20 protein-coding genes are annotated in these 23,597 nt (G+C 66.2%); 15 read left to right on the top strand and 5 right to left on the bottom strand.

Annotated features, from left to right (window positions below; all coding sequences use genetic code 11):
• The 4 genes from JWQ90_RS05100 to JWQ90_RS05085 all read left to right on the top strand — a co-directional run bounded on the left by JWQ90_RS05100 (position 1) and on the right by JWQ90_RS05085 (position 2,732).
• Positions 1-207 (top strand): SlyX family protein, encoded by a 207-nt coding sequence (locus JWQ90_RS05100; protein ID WP_299690329.1) that lies wholly within the window; start codon positions 1-3, stop codon positions 205-207.
• 128 nt (positions 208-335) lie between these two features.
• The gene (gene msrA / locus JWQ90_RS05095) at positions 336-950 is read left to right on the top strand and encodes a peptide-methionine (S)-S-oxide reductase MsrA (RefSeq protein WP_299690326.1); all 615 of its coding nucleotides are present in this window, start codon (positions 336-338) and stop codon (positions 948-950) included.
• 132 nt (positions 951-1,082) lie between these two features.
• Positions 1,083-1,712, top strand: a complete 630-nt coding sequence (locus tag JWQ90_RS05090; RefSeq protein ID WP_299690323.1) for a ferritin-like domain-containing protein — start codon at positions 1,083-1,085, stop codon at positions 1,710-1,712.
• A gap of 18 nt (positions 1,713-1,730) precedes the next feature.
• Positions 1,731-2,732, top strand: coding sequence for a lysylphosphatidylglycerol synthase domain-containing protein (locus JWQ90_RS05085; RefSeq protein ID WP_299690321.1), 1,002 nt, complete (start codon positions 1,731-1,733; stop codon positions 2,730-2,732).
• A 13-nt stretch (positions 2,733-2,745) separates the two neighbouring features.
• Here the strand turns inward: JWQ90_RS05085 and JWQ90_RS05080 are convergent, their stop codons facing one another.
• Positions 2,746-3,063, bottom strand: a complete 318-nt coding sequence (locus tag JWQ90_RS05080; RefSeq protein WP_299690318.1) for a DUF1840 domain-containing protein — start codon at positions 3,061-3,063, stop codon at positions 2,746-2,748.
• A 166-nt stretch (positions 3,064-3,229) separates the two neighbouring features.
• Between JWQ90_RS05080 and JWQ90_RS05075 the strand changes: the two genes are divergently transcribed.
• Positions 3,230-4,156, top strand: coding sequence for a DMT family transporter (locus tag JWQ90_RS05075; RefSeq protein ID WP_299690315.1), 927 nt, complete (start codon positions 3,230-3,232; stop codon positions 4,154-4,156).
• Between the two features lie 182 nt (positions 4,157-4,338).
• Here the strand turns inward: JWQ90_RS05075 and JWQ90_RS05070 are convergent, their stop codons facing one another.
• Positions 4,339-4,479, bottom strand: coding sequence for a hypothetical protein (locus JWQ90_RS05070; protein WP_299690312.1), 141 nt, complete (start codon positions 4,477-4,479; stop codon positions 4,339-4,341).
• Between the two features lie 362 nt (positions 4,480-4,841).
• On the opposite strand from JWQ90_RS05070, the gene glf reads away from it, so the two are divergent.
• The 3 genes from glf to JWQ90_RS05055 are packed head-to-tail and all read left to right on the top strand — an operon-like array spanning position 4,842 to position 10,414.
• Positions 4,842-7,406: a UDP-galactopyranose mutase gene (gene glf / locus JWQ90_RS05065; RefSeq protein WP_299690309.1), complete on the top strand. Its 2,565-nt coding sequence runs from the start codon at positions 4,842-4,844 to the stop codon at positions 7,404-7,406.
• 39 nt (positions 7,407-7,445) lie between these two features.
• Complete coding sequence (locus JWQ90_RS05060) at positions 7,446-8,603, top strand: beta-glucosidase (RefSeq protein ID WP_366919441.1); 1,158 nt, start codon at positions 7,446-7,448, stop codon at positions 8,601-8,603.
• Positions 8,600-10,414, top strand: coding sequence for an ABC transporter ATP-binding protein (locus tag JWQ90_RS05055; protein ID WP_299690304.1), 1,815 nt, complete (start codon positions 8,600-8,602; stop codon positions 10,412-10,414). The genes JWQ90_RS05060 and JWQ90_RS05055 overlap by 4 nt, the downstream gene beginning before the upstream one ends.
• 45 nt (positions 10,415-10,459) lie before the next feature.
• Here JWQ90_RS05055 and JWQ90_RS05050 read toward each other — a convergent pair whose 3' ends face one another.
• A complete protein-coding gene (locus JWQ90_RS05050; RefSeq protein ID WP_299690302.1) occupies positions 10,460-11,263 on the bottom strand; it encodes a metallophosphoesterase in 804 nt (267 codons plus the stop codon).
• 105 nt (positions 11,264-11,368) lie between these two features.
• Entirely contained in the window at positions 11,369-12,406 is a 1,038-nt protein-coding gene (locus tag JWQ90_RS05045) for a hypothetical protein (RefSeq protein WP_299690301.1), read from the bottom strand.
• 104 nt (positions 12,407-12,510) lie between these two features.
• Here JWQ90_RS05045 and JWQ90_RS05040 point away from each other — a divergent pair, with 104 nt between their 5' ends.
• From JWQ90_RS05040 to JWQ90_RS05010, 7 genes are all read left to right on the top strand, one after another.
• Positions 12,511-13,425 (top strand): oxygenase MpaB family protein, encoded by a 915-nt coding sequence (locus JWQ90_RS05040; RefSeq protein WP_299690299.1) that lies wholly within the window; start codon positions 12,511-12,513, stop codon positions 13,423-13,425.
• Positions 13,426-13,573: 148 nt separating this feature from the next.
• A complete protein-coding gene (locus JWQ90_RS05035; RefSeq protein ID WP_299690298.1) occupies positions 13,574-14,107 on the top strand; it encodes a hypothetical protein in 534 nt (177 codons plus the stop codon).
• 1 nt (position 14,108) lies between these two features.
• A complete protein-coding gene (locus JWQ90_RS05030; RefSeq protein WP_299690297.1) occupies positions 14,109-15,179 on the top strand; it encodes an MBL fold metallo-hydrolase in 1,071 nt (356 codons plus the stop codon).
• A 16-nt stretch (positions 15,180-15,195) separates the two neighbouring features.
• Complete coding sequence (locus tag JWQ90_RS05025; protein WP_299690294.1) at positions 15,196-16,095, top strand: NAD(P)-dependent oxidoreductase; 900 nt, start codon at positions 15,196-15,198, stop codon at positions 16,093-16,095.
• A 105-nt stretch (positions 16,096-16,200) separates the two neighbouring features.
• Positions 16,201-17,508, top strand: a complete 1,308-nt coding sequence (locus JWQ90_RS05020) for a hypothetical protein (protein ID WP_299690292.1) — start codon at positions 16,201-16,203, stop codon at positions 17,506-17,508.
• 254 nt (positions 17,509-17,762) lie between these two features.
• A complete protein-coding gene (locus tag JWQ90_RS05015; protein WP_299690289.1) occupies positions 17,763-19,694 on the top strand; it encodes a S9 family peptidase in 1,932 nt (643 codons plus the stop codon).
• 147 nt (positions 19,695-19,841) lie between these two features.
• Positions 19,842-21,593: a M14 family metallopeptidase gene (locus JWQ90_RS05010; protein ID WP_299690286.1), complete on the top strand. Its 1,752-nt coding sequence runs from the start codon at positions 19,842-19,844 to the stop codon at positions 21,591-21,593.
• Positions 21,594-21,692: 99 nt separating this feature from the next.
• Here the strand turns inward: JWQ90_RS05010 and JWQ90_RS05005 are convergent, their stop codons facing one another.
• Positions 21,693-23,348, bottom strand: a complete 1,656-nt coding sequence (locus JWQ90_RS05005) for a Na+/H+ antiporter (protein ID WP_299690283.1) — start codon at positions 23,346-23,348, stop codon at positions 21,693-21,695.
• Positions 23,349-23,597: the final 249 nt, after the last annotated feature.

Here is a 23,597-nt window from a genome sequence, read left to right as displayed (position 1 = left end):
ATGCCCGAACAACGTCTTATCGACCTGGAAATGCGGCTCTCCTACCAGGAAGCGGCGCTGGAAACCCTCAGCAGCGAGATCGCGCGCCAGTCGCGGCTGATCGAGCAACTGCAGCTGACGATGAAGCGCATCGCCGAACGCATGCCGGATTCGCCGGAGGGTGCCGCGCGCGGCTCGCTGAGCGACGAGCTGCCGCCGCATTATTGAAACCGCCGCGTATCGCCCCATTTCACCGTAGGTTGGGGTGAGCGCAGCGAACCCCAACAGGGTTCCGCGCCAATGTTGGGGTTCGCTGCGCTCACCCCAACCTACAAACGTATTCCAAGGAGTCCCCCATGTTCGGCAGCAGTCTGAAAATCAGCCCCAAGGATTTCCCGGTCGCGGATCTGGACGAGCCGCAGGCATCTGCGCCGGGCCGCAAACTGGCGGTGCTCGCCGGTGGCTGCTTTTGGTGCGTGGAGGCGGTATACCGCGAACTCGATGGCGTGCTCGACGTGGTCAATGGCTACTCCGGAGGCAGCGCCGACGACGCCGACTACAAGGCCGTCTGCACCGGCCGCACCGAGCATGCCGAAGTCGTGCAGATCACCTACGATCCCTCGCGCACCAGCCTCGGCGCACTGCTGCGGATCTTCTTCGCGGTGGCGCACGATCCGACCCAGCTCAATCGTCAGGGCAACGACATCGGCACGCAGTACCGCTCGGCGATCTTCTACGCCGACGACGAGCAGAAGCGCATCGCCGAGGCCTACATCAAGCAGCTCGATGCGGCCGGTGTCTACGACACCGCCATCGTCACGCGGCTGGAGAAACTCGAAGACTTCTTCACCGCCGAGGCGTATCACCAGAACTACGCGGCGCTGCATCCAACCGAAGGCTACATCGCCGGCGTCGCGCTGCCCAAGGTCGAAAAGCTGCGCCGCTACTTCGGTGAAGAACTCAAGGTTTAGAAACCGAGAGCGCCAGCAGCGCTCATGTCCGATTCATCCGCCCACCCGAAGAATGCGAACTTGAGGTGGGTGAGGTTTCGCAAGTGAATACCTTCCCACGTATTCCTAAAGAATCGAATCCAGGAGCATGTCATGCCAGGCGATAGCAACGCTCAGCCGACGAACAACGGCGTACAGAAGAAACCGTTTCTTACCGACATCAAGATCATCCGCGACCGCGCGCGCCAGCACATCAGCGATGGCGCCGTCACCAGCGGCTATTCCGCCGACCGCGCCAAGGTCATCGAACTGCTCAACACGGCGCTGGCGACGGAGATCGTCTGCACGCTGCGCTATCGCTACCACTACTACATGGCCTCTGGCATCCACGCCAAATCCGTGGCCGCCGAATTCCTCGAGCATGCCCAGGAAGAGCAGGCGCATGCCGACCTGATTGCCGAACGCATCACGCAGCTCGGCGGCAAGCCGAACTTCAATCCGGAAGGCCTGGCCACGCGCAGCCATGCCGAATATGTCGAAGGCGACAGCCTGGTGCAGATGATCGAAGAAGATCTGGTCGCGGAGCGTATCGCGATCGACAGCTATCGCGAGATCGCACAGTTCATCGGCCAGGATGACCCGACCACGCGCCGCCTGATGGAGCAAATCCTGGCGATGGAAGAGCAGCATGCCGAAGACCTGAGCACGATGCTCGACGACCTCGGCAAGAAGGGCGAGCCGGCCGCGGCGCCGCTGAGTGCCAAAACGCTCGGCAAACACTGAGGCATTCATCGGAGAAGCGTGAGCCGGAACGCGCCGAATAACTGGGATCGCCCCGGCAATGCCGGCCCGACGCGCTGGCAGCATGCATGGCCGTGGCTGCGCCGCGCGCTCACGCTGCTGTTTTTCTGCGGCCTGGCGCTGCTGCTGGTCGAGCGCGGTCGCGCGCTGGACTGGGCCGAGGTCGGCGCATCGCTGGCCGCCTATGACGCCGAAAGCCTGGTCCTGGCCGGCCTGCTCGGCGCTTTCAGCTACGCGCTGTATTGCAGCTTCGATCTGTTCGGCCGCCGTTACACCGGGCACAAGCTGTCGACGACGGCGGTCGTATCGACCGCGTTCGTCAGCTATGCCTTCAATCTGAATCTCGGTGCACTGGTCGGCGGCATCGGCTTCCGCTATCGCCTGTATTCGCGCTACGGACTGAATGCCGCGACGATCACGCGCGTGCTGGGCCTGTCGATGCTCAGCAACTGGCTCGGCTATTTGCCACTGGCCGGCGCAGTGTTGGCGAGCGCTGTGGTGTCGCTGCCGGCGCCGTTCCGCGTCGGCGAGATGGCCTTGCAGATTCTGGGCGTGGTTCTGCTGCTGACGGCGCCGGCCTACCTGGCAGTATGCGCATTCTCCCGCCGGCGTTACTGGCGCCTGCGCGGGTTGCGCATCGATCTGCCGCATGCGCCGATGGCGCTGGCCCAGTTGGGCCTGTCCACGGCCAACTGGCTGTCGATCGCCGGCGTCGTCTGGATGCTGCTGGGCGGCGCCGCCGACTACCCGAGCGTGCTCGCCGCGCTGCTGCTCGGCGCGATCGCCGGCGTGCTGACGCATGTGCCGGCTGGCCTGGGTGTGCTCGAAGCCGTGTTCCTGGCGCTGCTCGGCGGCCGCATCAATGAGGCGCCGATTCTGGCGGCGCTGCTCGCTTACCGCGCGCTCTACTATCTGCTGCCGGGCCTGATCGCGCTGCTCGTCTACCTGGGGCTGGAGGCGAAAGCGCGCTGGCGTCCGCTGGCGCTGCGCTCGTCGATGTGAGCCCGCACGGGGCTCAAACGCCCCAGGTGATTTCCTTTTTCTTCTTCGCGGCGCGCTCCAGCATGTCGATCAGCGGATAGGCGCGGCGCCCCAGGGCTACATCCTGTTCGCGGCGCTGGCGCTCGTCCGGATCATCGGTGTCTTCCGGCTTCGCGTGCTGCGGCGTGTCTCTGGCGATGGCGGCGCGCAAGGATGCCAGCACGCCCGGGATCTCTTCGGGTGAAATCACTCCGCGCTCGCCGCGGCTCTTGCCGATCGTGTCGAGCAGCTGCCCGGCGTGCTCGTCGAGCATGTGGATGTCGGCGGCGGCCGGCGATGAAAATCGGATCATTGGGGTGCTCCATGCTCGTATACGGCAACAGCATCGCGCGCGCAGCTGAGCCGCGACTGACACAGCGCATTGTAGGTCGGGCTTTTAGCCCAACCAACGCGCGCCGGCGCATGTCGGGCTGAAGCCCGACCTACAATTGCGGTTTACGAAACGGTCCCGCTACTCCATGTCACCGACGACCAAAGCCCAGTGGCAGCTGCATTTCTGCGTCCTGCTGTGGGGCTTCACCGCCATTCTCGGCAAGCTGATCACGATGCCGGCGCTGGCCCTGGTCTGGTGGCGCATGCTGATCGTGGCGCTGTGCTTGGCCTGCGTGCCGCGGGTCTGGCGCGAGCTGCGGCGGATGCCGTTGAAGCTGCTGGCGATCTACGTCGGCATCGGCGCGCTGGTATCGCTGCACTGGCTGACGTTCTACGGCGCGATCAAGCTCGCCAATGCCTCGGTCGCCGTGACCTGCCTGGCGCTGGCCCCTGCGTTCCTGTCGCTGGTCGAGCCCTGGGTCGCGCAACGGCGTTTCGAGCTGCGCGAACTGCTGCTCGGCCTGGCCGTGATTCCGGGTGTTGCGCTGGTAGTCGGCGGCGTTCCAGCCGGCATGCACGCCGGTGTCGCCGTCGGCTGCTCGTCGGCCTTGCTCGTCTCGTTCTTCATCGCGCTGAACAAGCGCTACGCGGGGCACTCGGATTCGCTCGTGGTCACCGCGCTGGAGCTGGGCACCGGTGCGCTGCTGCTGCCGCTGCTGGCGCCATTTTTCGCCGGCGGGCTCAAGGGCCTGTTGCAGCCGCCGCAGGGCATGGACGCGGTGTGGATGCTGGTGCTGGCGCTGGGTTGCACGTTGCTGCCGTTCACGCTGTCGCTGGTTGCGCTGCGCCAGCTGTCGGCGTTCTCGGCGCAGCTCGTCGTCAACCTCGAGCCGGTCTATACGATTGTGCTCGCAGCGCTGCTGCTCGGCGAGCAGCGCGAACTGGGCCCGGCGTTCTACGCCGGCGTCGCCGTGGTGCTGAGCGCGGTGTTCCTGCACCCGCTGCTGGCGAAACGCGCCGAGCTGATCGCGCCCGACGCCCTCGCGGCCGACGCGGAAAAAGCCTCGCCCTGACGCGGGCCCGAGCCGCGTTTGTTTCAGTTTGTACGTAGGTTGGGGTGAGCTTGTGAACCCCAACATCGGCGCGGACCCATGTTGGGGTTCGCAAGCTCACCCCAACCTACCCGTTGCGCGTGGTGGCTCGGCGCAGCGCCGGCGGCGGCCTGCCCTGCAACGGGCTCGGCATCGATCACCGGCTACACGCTGATCGCGACGCCGGTCGGCGTACAGGCCCGCGATACCGGCTGCAGCACGCTGTGCCTGACTTCGAGCGGCATCCGGCTGGCGTCGGCGGGTACCGCGGCGATTTGCTGGTCGCGATAGTCGTAGGTCGGCAATCCCTTGCCGACGTGAGGCCACGGTTACACATTGAATATGCATCCACGTCCGCGGTCTCGTTCAGGCGAAGCTCATGATCGGTTTTGCAAGGTTCATCCGTGCCACGTGTGCCAAGGATGGCCCGTGACAACGACGCAGCCCGTGGGCTGACGGTCAGTAGATTGGGGGTCTGCTCGCAGGCTTCACCGAGGCTCCGCTCAAGGATGGGCGCGCAGTTCCGGAATCGCTGCGCCGCCATCGGTGATGCTCGATGTCGGGCAGGTGCGCGTGACATCGGAGGGCCGCTATCGCGGGTTTCTCCGTTCGGCGCTGGCGCTGTGTGCGCCGGCGATCCTGACGTCACGACATGAGAGGGGTATTCATGAGCTGGGCAGGTAAATTTCAAACCCGTATCGGCCGTTCCAATCAATCCGCACCGATCAGACTCACCGGTTCCTCTTCAGCTCTCGCAAGTCGCCGCAACAGCCGTACGCCGACGCTGCTATGTCTGTCGCATCTGCGCTGGGACTTCGTCTATCAGCGCCCGCAACACCTGATGTCGCGCTTCGCGCGTGACTTTCGCGTGATGTTCTTCGAAGAACCGGTCTACAGCGCCGTTGACGAGCCGCTGCTGTATGCGCGGCACGAGGAGGGCGTCGAGGTCATGGTCCCGCATCTGCCTGAAGCCTGGGAAGACGGTGAGCCGGCGCAGATTGACGAGGCGCTGCGCGGCCTGCTCGATACGCACATGGCCAACGCCGGCATTGCTGCCGCCGAGCTGACGCTCTGGTACTACACGCCGCTCAGCCTCGCGTTCACATCGCAGCTGTCGCCGTCGCTGGTGGTGTACGACGCGATGGACGAACTCTCGGCGTTCAGGGGCGCGCCGCCGCGGCTGCTGGAATACGAAGCGCTGCTGCTGAAACGTGCCGACCTGGTGTTCACCGGCGGCCACAGTCTCTACGAAGCCAAGCGCTCGCGGCATCCGCGGGTGCATGCTTTCCCCAGTAGTGTGGAAATAGCGCACTTCGCACGTGCCCGCGGCGCGCTGTTCGAGCCCGGCGATCAGTCCGCGATCGCCGGTCCCCGCCTGGGTTTCTATGGCGTCATCGACGAGCGTTTCGATCTGCCGCTGATTGCGGCGGTCGCGGCGGCGCGTCCGGACTGGCAGATCGTGCTGGTCGGCCCGGTGGTCAAGATCGACAAGCAGGATCTGCCGGCGAACGACAACATCCGGTACCTCGGCGCCAAGGTCTACGACGTGCTGCCGCATTATCTGAGCGGCTGGGACGTCGCGATCATGCCGTTCGCGTTGAACGATTCGACGCGCTACATCAGCCCGACCAAGACGCCGGAGTATCTGGCCGGCGGCTGCCCGGTGGTATCGACGCCGATCCGCGACGTGATCCGCGGCTATGGTGACAGCGGCGTGGTGCATATCGCCGATTCGGTCGAGGCCTTCATTGCCGCGGTGGAAAAAGCGCTGGAGCAGCGCAAGGATCGCCGCATGTTCTCGGCGGCCGCCGATCGCGCATTGGGCGGGATGTCCTGGGATCGCACCGCGGCCCAGATGAACGAATTGATGAGCCGCCTGCGTGCCGCGCAGCCTGAAACCGATGCGGCCGAACCGACCCAAGCCGCCGGTGCGGCGAGGGCCAGTGGCGCCAATGCCGCCGCCACGATGGCGGCTGCGATGCGGGGCGTCGACGATGGCGGCGTCAGTGGCCACATGGTATCGATCGAGACCGCGCGCCGCGGCCGTAGCCACCCCGTGCATCACCGCCGCGCCGGTTTCGATTACTTGATCGTCGGTGCCGGCTTCGCCGGCTCGGTGCTTGCCGAGCGGCTCGCCTCGCAGGCCAACAAGCGCGTGCTGGTGGTGGATCGCCGCCCGCACATCGCCGGCAATGCCTACGACTGCTATGACGATCATGGCCTGCTGATCCATCGTTACGGCCCGCACATCTTCCACACCAATGCGCCGCGCATTTTCGACCATCTGTCGCAGTTCACTGCCTGGCGTCCGTATGAGCACCGCGTGCTCGCCGACGTCGATCGCAAGCTGGTACCGATTCCGATCAACCTGACCACGATCAACCGGCTCTACGACCTGGATCTCGACGAGGCCGGCGTCGCCGACTTCCTGTCCGCCAGGGCGCAGACCCTGCCGCAGATCCGTACTTCGGAGGACGTGGTGATCAGCCAGGTCGGCGAAGAGCTGTATCGCAAGTTTTTCCGCGGCTATACGCGCAAGCAGTGGGGGCTGGACCCGAGCGAGCTGGACAAGGCGGTGACGGCGCGCGTGCCGACGCGCACCAATGCCGACGATCGCTACTTCGGCGACAGCCATCAGTTCATGCCGCTGCACGGCTACACGCGGATGTTCGAGAACATGCTCGACCATCCGAACATCCGCATCATGACCAACACCGATTTCGAAGATATCCGTGGCGACCTCAAGTACCAGCACCTGATCTATTCCGGCCCGGTCGACGAGTTCTTCGACTTCCGCTACGGCAAGCTGCCCTATCGTTCACTGCGCTTCGAGCACAGGAACCTCGACCAGGAAAACTTCCAACCGGTGGCGGTGGTCAACTATCCGCAGGAAGACCTGCCGTATACGCGCATCACCGAATACAAGCACCTGACCGGGCAGCGGCATGCACGCACCAGCCTGAGCTATGAATATCCGTCGGCGGAGGGCGATCCCTACTACCCGATTCCTCGTGACGAGAACCAGGCGCTGTACCGGCAATACAAGGCACTCGCCGATGCCACACCCAGGGTCAGTTTTGTTGGCCGCCTCGGCACCTATCGCTACTACAACATGGACCAGGTGGTGGGCCAGGCGCTGAGCCTGTTCTACAAGCTGGTCGAGGCCGACGTCGCGACGGCCGCGCGCGAGGCCGCCGCGGTTCAGCGCCTGCGCGCCAACGCGAGGCGCTGAGGCATGGACAGCCCATCGATGGCCGGTAGCACCCCATTGCTGCACACGCCGCGCGTGTTCGACAGTTTCTTTCTCGGTGGTTTCGAGTGCTCGACGCATCGACGCAAGGACGGCCGCCGGCTCGATCTGCTCGCGGCGACACGCCATGATCAGCTCGCCGCCGAGGATTATCAGGCGATGCGCGAGCACGGCATCCGCACGCTGCGCGACGGCCTGCGCTGGCATCTGATCGAAACCGCCCCGGGCCGGTACGACTGGAGCAGTTTCCTGCCGATGCTGCACGCGGCCAGGGCCCAGGGCGTGCAGGTGATCTGGGATCTGCTGCATTACGGCTGGCCCGACGACCTGGATATCTGGAGCGGTGCATTCGTCGAGCGTTTCGCCGCATTTGCCGGCGCCGCCGCGCGCCTGGTTCGCGACGAAGGTGGTGCGGCGCCGTTCTATTGCCCGGTCAACGAGATCAGCTATTGGGCCTGGGCGGGCGGCGAAACGGGCATGTTCTGGCCGCTGGCAAAAAAGCGTGGCGACGAGCTGAAGCAGCAGCTGGCGCGCACCGCGATTGCCGCGGTCGCCGCGATCCGCGTGGCCGATCCGCGGGCGCGCATCGTGTTCGCCGATCCGGTCATCAACGTCGTGGCTCAGACGCCGGCTTCGGCAGAAGACGCCGAGCGGATGCGGCTCGCGCAATACGCGGCCTGGGACATGCTCACCGGCCGCCAGGCGCCGGAACTCGGCGGCACGGCGGACACGCTCGATCTGATCGGCGTGAACTACTACTCCGACAACCAGTGGCTGACCAACGGCACGACGATCGCGCGTGCCGACCGCGCCTATCGACCGTTCTCCGAGCTGCTGCGCGAAACCTATGCGCGCTACGGCAAGCCGCTGTTCGTCGCCGAAACCGGTGCCGAAGGCGAGGCGCGTTCGGAATGGCTGGCTTATATCGCCGGCGAAGTGGTCCGCGCGCTGGGCGACGGTGTTCCGCTCGAAGGCATCTGCCTGTATCCGGTGCTCGACTACCCGGGCTGGATCAACGACCGTCATTGCGAAACCGGGCTGCTCGGTTTCGCAGATGAAAACAACAACGGTCAGCGCGAAGTGCACCGTGAGTTGGCGCGTCAGCTCGCGTTCCAGCAGTCACGCATCGATGCGTTGCGCACCACCGGCCACAGCCCGATGCCGGCGCCGCTTGCGTGAAACGCGCGCGCGCCAAGGCGCCGTTCCCGAGGCGGCCGATCCCGTTTCTGTGGCGCTACGTCAGGCTGAGGCCGGTTCACTTCGGTCTGTTGTTCGCGATCATCGTCGGCGCGGCGTCCTGCGCGGTCGGCGTGCAGTACGGCATGAAGCTGATCGTCGACGCGATGAGCGCCGCCGACCGCGCTGCGGCCAACTTGTGGTTCCCGCTCGGCCTGTTCCTCGGCCTGATCGCCGTGGAGAATGTGCTGTGGCGGTCCGGCGGCTGGCTCGGCTGCCGCGCTATCGTCGCCACCGGCGTCGATCTGCGGCTGGATCTGTTCCAACACCTGACCGGCCAGCCGATGCGTTACTTCGCCGAGAACTATTCCGGCGCGCTCGGCAATCGCATCTCGCAGACCGCGACCGCGACCGCGCAGATCTTCACTGCGCTGACCTGGAACATCCTGCCGCCGGTGGTCGATTTTCTTGGCGCCGTGGTCGTGCTCAGCGTCATCGACGTCGACATGGCCGGCGCGCTGGTCGGCTTTGTCGCGATCGTCGCCTCGCTGATCCTGGTGTTCGGCTCGCGCGGCCGGCCGCTGCACCAGCGCTTCGCCGAAGAAGGTGCGCGTACCAATGGCCGGCTGGTCGACGTGGTCGCGAACGTCTGGACGGTGAAGGCCTTCGCGGCACGCCAGCGTGAACGCGAGCGGCTCGAGCGCGAACTCGGCACCGAGGCCGAGGCGCAGAAGCGCAGCTGGATGTTCATGGAAAAAACCCGGCTGCTGCACGATCTCAGCCTGTGGATCATGGCCAGCACGATGCTGCTATGGTCGGTGCTCGGCTGGCGCTCCGGCCATCTGACGGCCGGCGACGTCGTCGTCATCAGCGCGCTGACCTTCCGCATTCTTCACGGCTCGCGCGATCTGGCGTTCTCGCTGATCAATGTGTCGCAGCAGTTCGGCGGCGTCGCCGAGAGCCTGCGGGTGATTGGCCAGCCGCATGCGGTCACCGATCCGGAGGACGGCCGCGCGTTCAGGCCGACGGCCGGCGCAATCAGCTTCCGTGACGTGCGCTACACCTATCCCGGCGGCCAGCAGGTGTTCGATGGTTTCAATGTACAGATTGCGGCGGGCCAGCGCGTCGGCATCGTCGGGCCCAGCGGCGGAGGCAAATCGACGCTGATCTCGCTGATCCAGAGGCTCGACGATGTGCAGCAGGGTGCGATCGAGATCGACGGCCAGGATCTGCGCGAAGTCACCCAGGATTCGCTGCGCGCCAGGATCGCCGTGGTGCCGCAGGAAATCGCGCTGTTCAGCCGCACGATCTTCGAAAACATCCGCTACGGCCATCCCGATGCGAGCGAGGAGCAGGTCTACCAGGCGGCACGCCAGGCGTATTGCGAGGACTTCATCCGCGCCTTGCCGAACGGCTGGGATACCCAGGTCGGCGAGCGCGGCGTGATGCTGTCCGGCGGCCAGCGCCAGCGGCTGGGGATCGCGCGCGCATTCCTGAAGAATGCGCCGATTCTGGTGCTGGACGAAGCGACATCGGCGCTCGATACGCATTCTGAAATCGAGATCCAGACAGCGCTCGAGCATCTGATGCATGGCCGCACCGTGCTGGCGGTTGCGCATCGCCTGTCGACCGTCGTGCGTTTCGATCGGATCCTGGTGCTGGTCGCCGGCCATGTCGCCGAAGATGGCTCGCCCGAGGCGCTGCGCCGCCAGGGCGGCGCATTCGATGCGTTGTGGAGACTGCAGGGCGACTCGCATTCGCGCCAGCCGGCTTCCGGAAACCCTTGGATGCGGCTACGTCGCGCCGGGACTTGACTCGGCGCCGGGCCGACGGCAGCGCCTGGTGTCCCGCGGTCGCGATCAGTCCAGCGCCATCGGCGTCTGGCCCTGCAACCGGAATTCGCCCTCGGATCGATCGAAGTCCCAGCGCTGCAGCAGGCAGGCGCGGGCGGCGCTGTCGTAATCGATGATGTTGACGCTGTTCGGTGCCTCGAATCTGACCCGCCTGGATATCGCTGTACCGGCCTGCACGCACCAAGTGGGGCGCGCAAGATCGGGGTAATGCTCGCGCAGATTGCGGGCGTAGGGCAGATGGATATGGCCGCCCAGGATCAGGTCCGCGCCGGCCGCCGACCAGGCGCGGATCGCTGCCTGATGCCCGCGAAGCAGGTTCGGTAGATCGCGCTGCTCGATCACGTGCACCGGCTGATGGGTGACGACGATGCGCAGTTGCCCGGGTTTGGCCGAGCCCAGCCGTGCACCGATCCGCTCGATCTGTCCCGGCGAAACCTCGCCGTCGGTATGCCGGTACCAGCGCGTGGTGTTCACGCCGAGCGCGAGCAATTGCTCGTTCTCGAACCTGGGCATCAGCGGCGCCCGCAGCGCGTGCCGGTAATTGCCGTAAGGCGACAGAATGCGGCTGGCAAGGTTGAACAGCGGGATGTCGTGGTTGCCCGGCAGCGCCAGCACCGGGATCTCCAGACACTCCAGAAAGCTCGCGGCCGCGGCGAATTCGGCGCGATGTGCGCGCTGGGTGATATCGCCGGACAGGATCGCCATCTGCGGCGCCTGCGCTTCCGACAGCCGTAGCAGGGCGTCGGCGACCGGCGACAGTTCGGTGCCGAAATGCGTATCGGACAGATGCAGGATGCGTAGCGGGCTCATGCCGAATCCGATGTTGAAGACAAAAATACGATGATGAAGGCTGCGTCTGGCAGCATTGAGGATTTGCAAAAGTCCTTTAGCACAGCGACCCCGTCCGCGGCCCGGCTACGACGAGGCCGCGATGATTTTCTCCACCGCCCCCGAGCGATAGAACGGCTCCAGATAGCGTCGCAGCGTCGCATCCAGCATCTTTTTCTTTTTCAGGGTTTTCAAGATCGGCGGCGCATAGCGCAGCGCCTCGCCGATCATCATCTGGCGGCTGATGCCGATATCGTCGATCAGGCCGAGCAGCGTCGCATTGCCGTATTTATCGAAAAAGCTGTCGATCCCGGCGTCGATCAGCGTGCTGAAGAAATCGGTGCGGCGCAACTCCTGGAAGTGCTCGTAGCCGATCACGAACAACTCTTCCTGATCGAGGCTGCCGATGTCTTCGCGCAGGCTCGCCACCGGCAGTTCGCGCACGCGCTCCCAGATGTCCAGCATCATCTCGCGAATCGCGTCGTCATCGATGTGATGCAGCAAATAGTCGACGCTGCGGCGCGAAGTGGCTTCGACGCTCCGGCCGATGTATTTCTTCAGCCCGTCTTCCAGCGAGGATTCGAGCCCCGGCGAGGCCTTGTTCATCACACGCTTGCCGAGCTTCATCATCGAGCCGGCACCGGGGATGTTGCGCGTCAGCGGGTTGTTCGACAGATAGCCCTGGATACCGTGATACAACAGGTCCGACGCAAACTCCGCGTACAGCGGCCCCGAGAACAGCTCGATCGCGATCTTCTCGCGCAGCGACTTGAACTCGAGCAGCTTGTCGATGAACTCGCCGAGCGCGCGGTCGGATACCAGGTCGCCGAACATCGTCGCTTCGTGGATCTTGTGGCCGTGCAGAGCGCGGGCGATGTCACCGACCAGCTCCGGCAATCCGCCGGCGAACTGCAGCTCCACGGCATAGGTGCGCGTGGTGTCCTTGATCATCTTGGGCGTGACCACGTCCTTGAGCTTGAGTTTGCCGGCATCGAGCAGCAGTGCGTCGAGCCCTTCTTCCAGCAGCGGCGCCAGCGCGTCGCCGGTCAGTTGCTCCAGCACGAAGGCGACATGCGCATCGAGCAGGGCATCCGCGATACCCGTGCCGGCTTTTCGTTTTGCCATGAGATCGCCCCTGATGATGCAGGCGGCGACGATAGCAGAAGCCGCAGCGGCTTCAGCTTCGAGGCCGAATCGGCTGCCTGCCTGCAAGCCTGCGACAATGCCCCATGGCAACGAGCATTCCCGGACCGCTGCGATTGAAGGCGCGCCTGCGCCAGGCGCTGATCGACCTGCTGACGCGCGAGGACGGCAGGCCGGTCGACTACGGGCAGCCGCTCGGCGATGCCGGCCTGTTCGGCCCACGCAGCGTGACCTGGCAGGTGCATGCGGATTTTCCCGGCATGATGGCCGGCGGTGTCTGCGCCCTGATGCTGCAGACCCTGCATCCGCGGGCGCTGGCCGGCGTCTATGACCACTCCGATTTTCGACACGACCTGATGGGCCGGCTGCGCCGTACCACGGCCTTCGTCGCCGGCACCAGTTACGCGCCGCTGGCCGAGGCGGAGAAAATGATTGCGCGCATCGCGCGTATCCATACGCGGGTGCGCGGCGTCACCGCCGATGGCCAGCCTTATGCGGCGGACGATCCGGACCTGCTGGTCTGGGTGCATGTGACCGAGATGTCGAGTTTCCTGGCCGGCTACGAGCGCTATCGCGGCCGGCGGCTGACGCCGGCCGACCGCGATCGGTACTTTCGCGAGACCGCGCGTATCGCCGAAAGGCTGGGCGCCCGGCGCGTACCGAAGTCGGCGGTCGCGGTCGAACGCTACTTCGCCAAGGTGCAGCCGCAACTGCGCTGCGACGGGCGCTCGCTTGAAGTGCTGGCCGTGCTGCAGTCCATGGAGGTACCGGTGCCTGGCGGCGCGCTGGCCCGCGAAGTGTTCCTGGGCGCGGGTGCCGCGCTGCTGCCGGACTGGGCCTGGCGGCTGATGCGCCGCACGCGGCTGCAGCGTCTGCGCGCCGCCGCCGCAGCCCTGAGCCTGAATCTGGCGGCACCGACGCTGCGCGCCGCGCTGGCCGAAGGCGTGGTCGCGCGATCCTGCCGGCGCATGGGCGAGGACCCGCGGCGATTCCTACAATGAGAGTGTCGTAGGTCGGCAATCCCGTTGCCGACGTTTTGGCCCGATGCGCGATCGAGCTTTCAGGTCGGCAACGGGATTGCCGACCTACGTACGGCATCCGGAACTGTTTCAAGCGCGTAAGCGTCTGAGTCTCATAAAGGAGCACCCCATGTCGGCTTCGATCCCCCAGAAAATCGTCACGATCGCCGCCGCGCTGGTGGCGGCCTTGCTGGCGGCCTGCGCCACGGCGACGCCCTACCAGCCGGCGAAGGACGGCCAGGGCTACTCCGAACAGCGGCTCGAGACCAATCGATATCGGATCAGCTACACCGGCAATTCGGCGACGCCGCGCGACACCGTCGAGAATTACCTGATGTACCGCGCCGCCGAAGTCACGCTCAACAATGGCTACGACTGGTTCGTGATCGCCGACCGGCAGACGCGTGCCGATCCGGCGAAGTCCGGCGGCTCCAGCGGTAGCGTTGGCCTTGGCATCGGGGGCAGCTCGGGCAATTTCGGCTCGGGCCTGTCGATCGGCCTCGGCACGATCCTCGGCGGCGGCAACGGCCAGGCCTACGATGCTCAGGCCGATATCCTGGTGTTCAAGAACCCGAAACCGGCGGACAACCTGAAGGCCTTCGATGCGCGTGAAGTCCGCGACAACCTGCAGGCCGGCATCAAGCGTCCGCCGGCGAAATCCTGAGGTGAAGGCTGCGGCGCACCACACCGAGACCGGTTTTCAGAATCCCGATCCCGGCCTCCGCATCGCCGGTGATTTCTGGCGCTGGCAGCGCGAGCGCCGCCGTAGCGGCGTGCCGCATCCGCCTGCGCTGGGCTACGAGGCCTTCGCCGCGCAATGGTCTCAGAAGCCGGATTTCACGCTGGCCGATGACGCGGCCCCGCGTGTCTGGTGGCTGGGCCATGCCTGCGTGTTGCTGCGCGTCGACGGCCTGTGGGTGATCACCGATCCGGTGCTGTCGCGCCGTGCATCGCCGCTGTCGTTTGCCGGTCCGTCGCGCAAGGTCCGCTGCGTGGTCGACGTCGCGGCGCTGCCGGCGATCGATGTCGTGCTGATCTCGCACAACCACTACGATCACCTGGACAGCGCGACCGTCAGAGCATTGGCGCGTCGATCGCAAAGCCAGGCTCGCGCGACGCGTTTCCTGGTGCCTCTGGGCCTCGCATCGAAACTGCGCGGCTGGGGCTGCGCCGACGTGCATGAGCTCGACTGGTGGCAGCGCCACGAGCATGCGTCGCTGAGCTTCGACTGCGTGCCGGCCCAGCACTGGAGCGCGCGCGGCCTGTTCGACCGCAACCGCACGCTGTGGTGCGGCTGGACCGTCCGCAGCCGGCGTTTCGGATTCTATTTTGCCGGCGACACCGGCTACTGGTCGGGCCTGGCCGAAATAGCGAAGCGCACCGGCGCGATCGATCTGGCGGCGCTGCCGATCGGCGCCTATGCGCCGCGGTGGTTCATGCAGGGGCAGCACATCGATCCGCAGCAGGCGGTGCAGCTGCATCGCGAACTGGGTGCGCGCCATTCGCTGGCGATTCACTGGGGCAGCTTCGAGCTGGCCGATGACGCGCTCGACGAGCCGCCGCAGCAGCTGCAGGCTGCGCTGGCGGCTGCCGGTTTGAACCAGCGCGATTTTTGGTTGCTGCGGCAGGGCGAGTCGCGCGCTATCCAGGACTATCGGACTGCAATCGATGAACAGCATCGTCACGGATTGCCGTCCACAAATCAGCGGGAATCGTCATTCAACAGTCGCCAATAACGAAGGAGTGTCTTTAGTGAAGATCGGATTTATAGGTCTGGGCGAAATGGGGCGGCCGATGGCGGCCAATCAGCTCAAGGCCGGGCATCAGCTCACGGTGTGGAACCGCAGCGCCGAACGCGCCGGGCCGCTGGTCGAAGCCGGCGCCAGCCTGGCCGCGTCCGCAGCCGATGTGGCCGCGGACGCCGACGCCATTCTGCTGATGCTCGCCGACGATCACGCGCTGCGCTCGGTGATGAGCGCAGGGCTGCTGGCCGCGATCAAGCCCGCCACCGTCGTCGTCAACCATTCGACGGTATCGGTCGCCTACGCGCGCGAACTGTCCGCCGCGGTGACGGCGCTGGGCGCCACCTATGTCGCGGCGCCGGTGTTCGGGCGGCCGCCGGTTGCCGAAGCCGGGCAACTCAACATCGTGCTGGCCGGTGACGATGCGGGCATCGACAAAGTCCGGCCGGCGCTCAACGCGATGGCAAAGAAATGCTGGCCGTTCGGCGCCATTGCCGAGCAGGCCAACGTCGTCAAGATTGCCGGCAACCTGATGATCGCCAGCGCGATCCAGAGCATGGCCGAAGCCAGCGCCCTGGTGCGCGCGCATGGCATAGAGGCCGGCGGCTTTATCGGCATGATGACGCAGACCCTGTTCGCGACACCGGTCTACAGCGGCTACGGCAGCATGATCGCCGAACGGCGCTACGAGCCGGCCGGCTTCAAGGCGCAGCTCGGGCTCAAGGACGTGGAACTCGGCCTGAGCGCCGCCGCCAGCGTGCACCTGCCGTTGCCGATCGCCGGCGTGATCCGCGATGCGCTGCTGGACGCGCTCGCGCATGGCGGCGGCGACCAGGATTGGTCGGTGCTCGGTGATGTCGCCGCGCGCCGCGCCGCGCTGGATGGCCGCCGGGCGCGGGCCACCTGGTAGCCGCGACAGGCGAGACGCGGCTTGCGGAGTAGACCGCTTACGCGAGCAGCGCGCATGGCCGGCCCCTTGCTTGCCCAGCCGCACCGCCTGCCGCAGTCTCGCCCCATGACTCGCCTGATTCCCTGGTATCTGCTGCTGGTGCTGGCCGCCTGCAAGGCGCCGCCGCCGGATCCGGACGCGCCCTCGGTGCAGGCCGATGCGCCGATCGTCGAGAACTCCTGCTTCTGGAACGGGCCCTGGGTGCGGGAAGATCCGGCACGCAACTATGCCTATCCGGATACCGGCGCCGCCTACTGGGCGGCACGCTTCACGCTGCCCGAGAACACCGAACTCGAACTGGGCGGCGACTTCGCGTACGCGCGCTACACCTCGCTGGTGCTGTACGAAAACGCCGGCGAACCCAGCGATTCGCTGAAGGACGTCGACATCGCGCCGGACCCCGGCAGCCGCAATCCGTATCTCGACGGTACCGAGCGCAGCGCCAGGCCGCGGCGCTGGCATGCGCGCATCGCCGCCGCTGACGTGCCGACGCCGCGCGCGCCGAATCACCTGTATTCCGGCAAGGACAAGCGCGAGGTTGCGCTGCTGTATCGCGTCTACGTGCCGGACAAGCAATATGGCCGCACCGGCGGCGTCGCGCTGCCGCGTGCGCAACTGGTCGGCGCCGACGGCGCGCGGCTGTCGGAGGCCGAGACCTGCCAGCGCATCGCCGCCAACGACAAGCCGATGCCGGGAACGGTACCGGCGAAAGCGGCCTACGCGGTGGCGCGCGATCGTCCCCTGCAGGCCAGGACCTTTCCGGCCGACGACCCGCCGCAATGGCATGCGTTCTACGACACGCGCCACCAGGCCGCGTGCATCTATCTGAAGAACTGCGTTGGCGAGCCGCAGCGCAAGGGCGGCGTGCTCAGTAACCCGGACAATGCCTATCTGACCGCGATGATCAATCGAGGCTTCGGTCCACTGCTGGTATTGCACGGCCGCCTGCCGCGGATACCGGCGACCGAGGCCGGTGGCGGCCGCATGCGGGCCGGCGATCTGCGCTACTGGTCGATCTGCAACTACGAGGCGTACACGCAGAAGGCGATGGCCTGCCTCTACGACGAGCAGCTGCCACTGGATGCCGAGCGCGGCTATACGATCGTGGTCAGCCGCGCTGGCGACCGGCCGGCGAACGCACGCCGTGAATGCGGCGTCGCCTGGCTGGAATGGACCGCGGCCGGCGACGGCGCCGGGCACGACGACGACGGCATGCTGTTCCTGCGCAACATGCTGCCGTCGCCTGGCTTTACGCACGCGGTGCAGAGCACCAGCAGGCCCGGCGACGAGCGCGAGGTGATGGGCGAGTATCTGCCGGTGGCGGCGTATTCGAGCGTCGCGGAATTTGAGAGGCGTGGTTGCGGCAAGCCGTAGTTGCGTCCCTGGATACGCCTGTCCCGAGCGCCATCGAGGGGCCGCTGAGCGGCTACCCGGATGAACGGGTTTTGGCTTATAGCGTGCAGGTTGGGGTGAGCTTGCGAACCCCAACATGGGTTCGCGCGATGTTGGGGTTCGCAAGCTCACCCCAACCTACTCAGCCGATCTCACCACTGCCCTCGATGGGTAGTCGCGGCCCCATGTCGGCAAGGGATTGCCGACCTACGTCCTGCCGCTGTCACACTATGCCGATGAACATCGAACCCGCACCTCCCGGCTCCTGGCGATCCCCGATCACGCTCGACGCGGTGTTCGCAGACGGCCTGGGCCTGAGCGGCGTCAGCATCCGTGGTCACGACATCTACTGGCTGGAATCGCGTGTCGCCGAAGGTGGACGCTCGGTGCTGGTGCGGCGCGACGGTGCCGGCGACATCCGCGACATCAGCGCGGCGCCGATGAGCCTGCGCAACCGCACGCACGAATACGGCGGCGGCGCCTACGCGCTCGGCGGCAGCAGCGTGTATTTCTGCAACGATGACGACCAGGCGCTGTACGCGCTGAGCCTGGCCACGCGCCAAAACGATCTGCTGGCCGACACGGCCGGCATGCGCTACGCCGACCTCATCGTCGATGCGCGCCGTCGCCGCCTGATCGCGGTGCGCGAGGATCACAGTGTCGATGGCCGCGAGGCGCTCAACACCGTGGTCGCGATCGCCCTGGATGAGCCGCATGCGCAGACCGTGCTGCAGCAAGGCGCGGATTTCTATTCCTCGATCTGCCTGAGTCCCGACGGCCAGCAGCTCACCTGGCTGAGCTGGATGCATCCGAACATGCCCTGGGACGGCACGACGCTGTGGATCGCCGGCATCGATTCCGACGGCGCGCTGCGTGATCCGCTGTGCGTCGCCGGCGGCGATGCCGAGTCGATCTTCCAGCCGCGCTTTTCGCCGCGCGGAGAGCTGGTATTCGCTTCCGATCGCAGCGGCTGGTGGAATCTGTATCGCTGGCGTGATCGCCAGATCCAGGCGCTGCATCCAATGGAAGCGGAATTCGGCATGCCGCAGTGGGTGTTCGGTCTGAGCCTGTACGGCTTCGATCGCGCCGGACGGATCGTCTGCGCGTTCCGCCGGCGCGGTGATTCGCAACTGGCGACGCTCGATTGCGACAGCGGCGAGCTGACCGAGATCGTCACGCCGTATCGCGACATCGGCGAGCTGCAGGTCGGCGACGGCTTCGTCGTCTTCGTCGGCGGTTCGCCGACGCAGGCGCCGGTTCTGGTCAAGCTCGATCTCGCCAGCGGCCGGATCGAGGTACTACGCCGCGCCAGCCCGCTGCAGATCATTGAGGACTACGTGTCGGTGCCGCAGGCGATCGAGTTCCCGACCACCGGCGGCAACACCGCGCATGCGTACTTTTATCCGCCGCGCAACCGCGACTACGAGCTGCCGCCGGGCGTGAAGCCACCGCTGCGCGTGATCAATCACGGCGGCCCGACCAGCGCGACCACGGCCACGTTCAATGCGGCGGTGCAGTACTGGACCAGCCGCGGCTTCGCCATCGTCGACGTCAACTACGGCGGCAGCAGCGGCTACGGCCGCGCGTATCGGCAGCGCTTGAACGGGCAGTGGGGCGTGGTCGATGTCGACGATGCGGTCAACGCCGCGCGCTATCTGGTCGAGCGCGGCCTCGTCGACGGCGACAAGCTGTGCATCAAGGGCGGCAGCGCCGGTGGCTACACGACGCTGGCGGCGCTGACGTTCCGCGACACTTTCAAGGCCGGCGCCAGCTACTACGGCATCGGCGATCTGGAGACGCTGGCGCGCGACACCCACAAGTTCGAGTCGCGCTACATGGACAGCCTGGTCGGCCCGTATCCGGCGATGCAGTCGCTGTACCGGGAGCGCTCGCCGATCCATCACACCGAGCGGCTGTCGACGCCGCTGATCCTGTTCCAGGGATTGAAGGACATGGTGGTGCCGCCGAACCAGTCGCAGGCGATGTTCGACGCGGTGCGGGCCAAGGGCGTGCCGGTGGCCTATGTCAGCTTCCCGAACGAGCGCCACGGCTTCCGCGCGCTGGAGGCGAACCAGCGCGCGCTGTCGGCGGAGTTTTATTTCTACGGCCGCGTATTCGGCTTTGTACCGGCCGACGAGATCGAGCCCGTGGCGATCGAAAACCTGTAGGAGCGGTCCTTGACCGCGATTGAGGCTTTCAACTGCACAATCGCGGTCAAGGACCGCTCCTACAGTTCGGAATCTGGTGGTTTGCACCGTATGTTCGACTGCCGGAAGCGCCTAGCATGGTTGTTCTGTATCCGACCAGGAAATCTGATGCTCAAGCTGCGCTTTTCGGCTGTGCTGTTCGCATTGGCGGCCGCTGCCGCCAATGCACAGGCCGACCTCAAAACCCTCTCCGAAAAATCCGGCTTCACCAAGACCGGCCGCTACGACGAGGTGATCAAACTCTGCACTGACTTCGCCGCGCGCTGGCCGGAAGCGGTCAAATGCAGCGAGTTCGGCCGCACGCCGGAGGGCCGGCCGATGATGCTGATGATCGTGTCGCGCAGCGGCGTGCTGACGCCCGAGGCCGCGGCGGCGAAGCACGTCCCGGTGATGCTGATCCAGGGCGGCATCCATGCCGGCGAGATCGACGGCAAGGACGCCGGCTTTCTGGCACTGCGCGATGTGCTCGAGAACAAGACCGACAAGGGCACGCTAGACAAGCAGGTGCTGCTGTTCGTGCCGGTGTTCAACGTCGATGGTCACGAGCGCTTCGGCGCCTGGAACCGGCCGAACCAGGTCGGGCCCGAGGAAATGGGCTGGCGCACCACCGCGCAGAACTACAACCTGAATCGCGACTACATGAAGGCCGACACGCCCGAGATGCAGGCGATGCTGCAGCTGATCGATGCCTGGGACCCGCTGGTGACCGCCGACCTGCACGTCACCGACGGCGCCAAGTTCCAGCACGACGTGTCGATCACGATCGAGCCGGTGTATTCCGGCGACGAGGCGCTGCGGTCCGCCGGCATCGGCCTGCGCGGCGATATCATCAAACAGCTGAGCAAAAAGGGCTCGCTGCCGCTGCCGTTCTATCCGTCCTTCGTCGTCGACGACGATCCGGCTTCTGGCTTCGCCGACAACGTGCCGTCGCCGCGTTTTTCCAATGGCTACTTCGCGCTGCGCAATCGTTTCGGCGTGCTGGTCGAGACGCATTCCTGGAAGGACTACAAGACGCGCGTGCGCATCACCCGCAACACCATCGACGCGCTGCTCGATCTGATGGCCCAGCACGGCGATGAATGGCTCAGGCTCACGGCCGCCGCCGACATGCGCGCGATCCGGCTCAAGGGCCCGGTACCTTTGAGTTGGAAGCCGAGTGACAAGACCCGGACCATCGACTTCCGCGGATACGTCTATACACGCACGCTGTCGGATGTTTCCGGCGCGCTGATGACGCGTTACGACGAGCGCAAGCCGCAGGTCTGGCAGCTGCCGATGCGCGACGACGTGCAGCCGCTGCTCAGCGTCGACGCGCCCGGCAGCGGCTACATCGTGCCGGCGGCGCAGGCCGCCTGGATGAAGGAGAAATTCGCGCTGCACGACATCGTGTTCCAGGTACTCGACCAGGATCAGCCGCCCGGCCCGGTGCAGACTTTCCGCGCGACCGCGGTGCGCTACGCCAAGGAGCCGTTCGAGAATCACATGGGCGCCGAGTTCGACGGCGAATGGCAGCCGGAGACGCGCGCGGTTCCGGCCGGCTCGCTGTTCGTGCCGATCCATCAGCCGAAAGCGCGGCTGCTGATGTCATTGCTGGAGCCCAGGGCGCCGGACTCGTACGCGGCCTGGGGTTTCTTCAACATCGCGTTCGAGCAGAAGGAATATATGGAGGCCTATGTCGCCGAGGACGTGGCGCGCGCGCAGCTGGCGAAGGATCCGGCACTGGCGGCGGAGTTCCAGAAGAAGCTCGCGGACGATCCGGCCTTCGCCGCCGATCCGCGGGCGCGGCTGACGTTCTTCGCACGCCGCGCGCCGTCCTGGGACGAGCGCCTGAACCTGTATCCGGTGATGCGCGTCGATTGATTCGGGCCGGCGGTAGGTTGGGGTGAGCGCAGCGAACCCCAACATTCGTTCGCGCCGATGTTGGGGTTCGCTGCGCTCACCCCAACCTACGAGATGAGCTCAATGCTTGCGCCCGCGCGGCGTCAGCGAAGTCTCGCGCACGTCGATCTCGTACAGCAGTGCATTGAGCACCACGTCGTTGATCTCGTCGGCGCGATGCATGCGCATGAGCTCGTTGCGCTCGGCGCGGATGCCGATCAGGCGCAGTGCGAGATCGGCGTCGGAGCGCTCGCGGTGGTTGGCCGGGCCGTCCTCCTCGCGCAAGCTGCGCAGCCGCTGCTGGTAGGCCTGGATCATTCTCTGCGCGGCGCGCGAGGTCGCCGAATTCTCATCTTCTTCCTCGCGCTCGCTGCCCGGCTCGCTGGCGGCGACCGCGATCGCAGCCACGGCCGCTTCGCAGGCCTGGATCCGCGCGAGCTGTTCTTCGCGTTCCTCTGGATCTTCCTCGACGGCCATGCCGCGCAGCAGCCAGGGCAGGCCGATCGCGGCGGCGATCAGCGAAATCAGGATCACGCTGGCGGCCAGAAACACCATCAGGCTGCGCTGCGGGAAAGCCGCGTCGCCCTCGATCACGAACGGCAGCGACAACACGCCGGCGAGCGTGATCGCACCGCGCACGCCGGCCAGGGCGGTGGCGAACAGCAGCCGGCGTCGGGGCATCACCCGCTGTCTGTCGCCGCGCCAGCGCGCCGCCAGGTGGGTGACGCGCAACATGCCCCAGACCCAGATCAGCCGCGCAAAAATCAACGCCGCCCAGGTCGCCGCCGCCCAGGTCAGCAGACGTGCCGGATCCCTCCAGCCGCCTTCCTCGAACGATTCGCTGAGCGCATCCAGAATGATGTCGGGCAGCTGCAGGCCCATCAGCACGAAGATCACGCCGTTAAGCACGTATTCGAGCATCGACCAGATATGCGTGGTCGCGATGCGCGTGTCGGCACCGGTGTCGGCGGCGCTCTTCAGGTTCAGCGTGATCCCGGCGGCGACCGCGGCGAGGATGCCCGAGGTGCCGGCTTCTTCGGCGATCAGATACGCGGCGAACGGCAGCAGCAGGATCAGCACGATGGTGCCCTGAGCCTGCACCCGGGTCCAGCCGGCCAGCCATTGCTGGAACAGCGCCATGCCCCAGCCCATCAGCGCGCCGATCGCGACACCGCCGATCGCCACCAGCACGAAGGCCATCGATGCGTCGTACAGCGAGAACGCACCGGTGGCCGCGGCGGCGACCGCGAACTTGAACGCGGTCAGGCCGGACGCGTCGTTCATCAGCGCCTCGCCCTCGAGCGTGTACATCAGCCGCTTCGGGATGCCGGTGCGGCCAGCCAGTGCCGACACCGCAACCGCGTCGGTCGGCGACAGCACCGCGGCCAGCGCGAACGCCGCGGCCAGCGGCAGCTGCGGAATCATCCAGTGCAGCAGGTAGCCGACCGCGAACACGGTGAACAGCACCAGCCCGAACGCGAGGGCGAGGATGCGTTCGCGCGCCTGGAAGAATTCGCGCTTGGGCATGCGCCAGCCGTCGGCGAACAGCAGCGGCGGCACGAACAGCAGCAGGAACAGGTGCGGCTCCAGATCCACATGCAGGCCGTAGCTGGGCACACTGATCACCGCGCCGAGCGCAATCTGGGTCAGCGGCAGCGGCAGCCGCGCGACGCGCACGATGATCGCGGAGATCGCCACGCACAGCAGCAGCGTCAGCACCAGGATTGCGGCATTCATGTCGGGGTTCGGCTCGCTCGGTGCCGGTGTCGATGAGGCCGAAGGATAGCCTGTGGGCCAATGACGACGTTCGCGTAGGTCGGCAATCCCGTTGCCGACATCCATGAACCGAGAGCCCAACCCACCCGTAGGCTGGGTTGCAGCGAAGCGGAAACCCAGCGCTGGATTCGGGCCGCCGTGCTGGGATTCCGCTTCGCTCCATCCCAGCCTACGCAGGGGTTCATGGTCCGTGAGCAGGTCCGCAAGGAA

The sequence above is a fragment of the Hydrocarboniphaga sp. genome (genome assembly GCF_028291725.1).
GTDB lineage: Bacteria > Pseudomonadota > Gammaproteobacteria > Nevskiales > Nevskiaceae > Hydrocarboniphaga.
This window is presented reverse-complemented; position numbering and strand designations above follow the sequence as displayed.